The organism is Ureaplasma diversum NCTC 246 (assembly GCF_000731915.1).
Classification (GTDB): domain Bacteria; phylum Bacillota_I; class Bacilli_A; order Mycoplasmatales; family Mycoplasmoidaceae; genus Ureaplasma; species Ureaplasma diversum.
Map to the genome: position 1 here is coordinate 1 of NZ_JFDP01000009.1, position 2,740 is coordinate 2,740.

The following is a 2,740-nucleotide window of genomic DNA, read 5'->3' on the forward strand; positions in this document are numbered from 1 at the left end:
GCTATAAGACACAACCTTATAAGTATATCATTAATTAGAAATGTTTGTCAATACTTTTTTTATTTTTTTCGCATTTCTTTTTTTATTACGGTTTTTAGCAATTGCTAGATTCATAATTTCTCGATTTAAATTAGTAATCTCGTTGCCACTAGAAGAAATTGACATTACTTTATAAGTTAATAAATGTAATGGACACACCAAAGATTTGAATTGACTACATTGAAACATAATATTAAAAACAAGCCAGCGTTGAAAAAAGTTGGTTTGTTTGATTTTAGTGAAATGATAAATACTAAGATCACTAAATTCTTTATGTTGCAATTTTAGAACACTAATCTTAAAACAGGTTTCAAATTCATCATCATTAATCGTATCAACAATTGATCCAATAAAAGATGCAATAGCTTTATAAGTTTGCTGATTGGCTTTTGTTAGAGTAATGTTGTTTAATTCTAACGCTTGTTTGAATTTGGCTTTAGTTGCTGTATAGAGTGCTGTATTTTGAAATAAAACTTTAATCTGAATAAAATAAATCACTAAATTATTAACTAAAATCGTTTTCTTAATGTCATTATAATGATAAGTTCAATAAGCATTCCGGTTAGTAATATGCTCATAGACAAAGTTGTGTAACTCCTTATAACCATACAAGAAGCAAATAAAAGCACAAACTCATATTAAATAACGATTCGTTGTTGACCAACTAACAAACTTCATTTCTTGTTGTTGGAAAATACGAATAATAAAGGTGATTAGAATTTTATTTTTATGCGGATATTTATATAGTTGTTTTTCAAAAGTTTTAACATCATCAGCAACCAATTGACAAAAGGTGTTGATAAATTCTTCTGCAACCATAATAAACCTATGTTATTAATGATTTCTATATCGTAATTATTATAACCTAATTCATTAATAAAAAGATATAAATTATTAAATATTTTTTAAGATTACATAATTAATATTAATTAAGGTTGATAAATAAACAATAAAAAAGTACCTTTGGTTTAAATAAGGTACTTAGATCATATTAATGTTAGGTAGTAAGATTTGATTAAAACTTGTTGTTGTTGTTGTTGTTGTTGTTGTTGTTGTTGTTGTTGTTGTTGTTGTTGTTGGATGTTCAATTATATTTGCTTGAACTACAATATTAGGATCAACAATTAATAATAAGAAAGCAATTCCCATTCCAAATAAGATAATAGTTGTCACCATATCTAATAAAGTAGATAGGATTGGAGTAGACATAATTGTTGGATCAATTTTTAGTTTAGTAGCTAATAATGGTAATGTACCACCTAATAGTTTAGAAATAATAATTGATAAGAATAAAGCAAGCGAAGTAGCTGCTGATACAATTGTACCAACTACCATTGGATTATTAATGGTAGTAACTAAAAGTCCATTACTTTTAAGATCAGGTGGGACAATTGCAAAATAAACAGCTAATCGAGCAAAATTAATGACCCCTAAAACAAGTCCCATTAATACCCCAACTAAAAACTCTTTGCCCATTACCTTATTATATTCTTTAATGGTGATCTCACCAATCGAAAGAGCACGAATCACAGAAGCTGCAGACTGACTACCTGCATTCCCTGAAGTCCCAGTCATAGCAGGGATAATTGGAACTATTACTAAAGTTGAAAGTCCTGCTGTTAAGGTTTGCCCTAAATCCTGGAATTTATCAATTAAAAAAGCTGTTAAAGTAGCTGAAAGCATTAAAATTGCTAATCAAAGAAGTCGTGATTTAAAAATCACAAACACGTTTGATTTAATATAAGGAAAGTCAAGTTCAGCAATCCCGTACATTTTATAAATATCAGTTGTTGCTTCTTCATCTAAAATTGGTTGAATGTCGTTGTCAGTGATATATCCAATTAATTCATCATCTTTATTAATAACAGCAATTTGTTCAATTTGATATTTTCTAAAGATTTCAACTACATCTTCAATTTCTTCATCAGAACGTACATAGAATACATCTTCTTTATAAACACTACTTACTTTTTGATCAAATGAATCAGCAAACAATAAGTTATGGATGGTAACAAAACCTTTTAGTTTATTTTCATCATCAACTACATAAATTAAGTTACTTTGTTCAAAATCCTCATGCATTCTTTTGATTTCAATAATTGCTTCTGTTATGGTTAGATTAATGTTTAATGTAAAGAATTCAGAGTTAACAATTGCTCCAACATGATCTTGATCAAACTCACTTTGTTGTTTAATTGCTGCACGTTGTTGACTATCAAGAGCAATGATAATTTTCTTTAAGTGTTCAGGTAGATCATAAGTTAAATTAATAACATCATCATTATATAGTTCAAATAAGATGATTCTTAGTTGATGAATACTTGCAATTTCTATAATAGCTGCTTGGGTTTTAATGTTTAAATATTTAAAAACCTCACCACAAATACTATCTTTATTAGCTAATAAAACAAATAAAATAACATCTGCATCTTCAATGCTTTCAAGTGCTTCAACAACATAGTCAATCCGTTTGTTTTTTAAAGCTTTTTTAACACCATTGATATCTTTGTGTTCGTAAAATTTGGTAATAATGTTAGCAAGTGAAGTTTTTTCTTGTTTAATTTGTCTACTAAACATCACATATACCTCATCCCAAATATTATTTAATTATAAACCCAACACCATTAAAAAATAGCAATTTTTATTTAAATTTATCATTTATTAATAGTTAAATAAAAGATATTAATAAACAAACAAAAAT

General features: G+C 27.2%; 2 protein-coding genes. Both read right to left on the bottom strand.

From position 1 onward, the window contains the following. Positions 1 to 30 precede the first annotated feature (30 nt). Positions 31 to 858 (bottom strand): hypothetical protein, encoded by an 828-nt coding sequence (locus UDIV_RS00515; protein ID WP_038101720.1) that lies wholly within the window; start codon positions 856 to 858, stop codon positions 31 to 33. A 162-nt stretch (positions 859 to 1,020) separates the two neighbouring features. After that, entirely contained in the window at positions 1,021 to 2,616 is a 1,596-nt protein-coding gene (gene mgtE, locus UDIV_RS00520; RefSeq protein WP_081847789.1) for a magnesium transporter, read from the bottom strand. Positions 2,617 to 2,740: the final 124 nt, after the last annotated feature.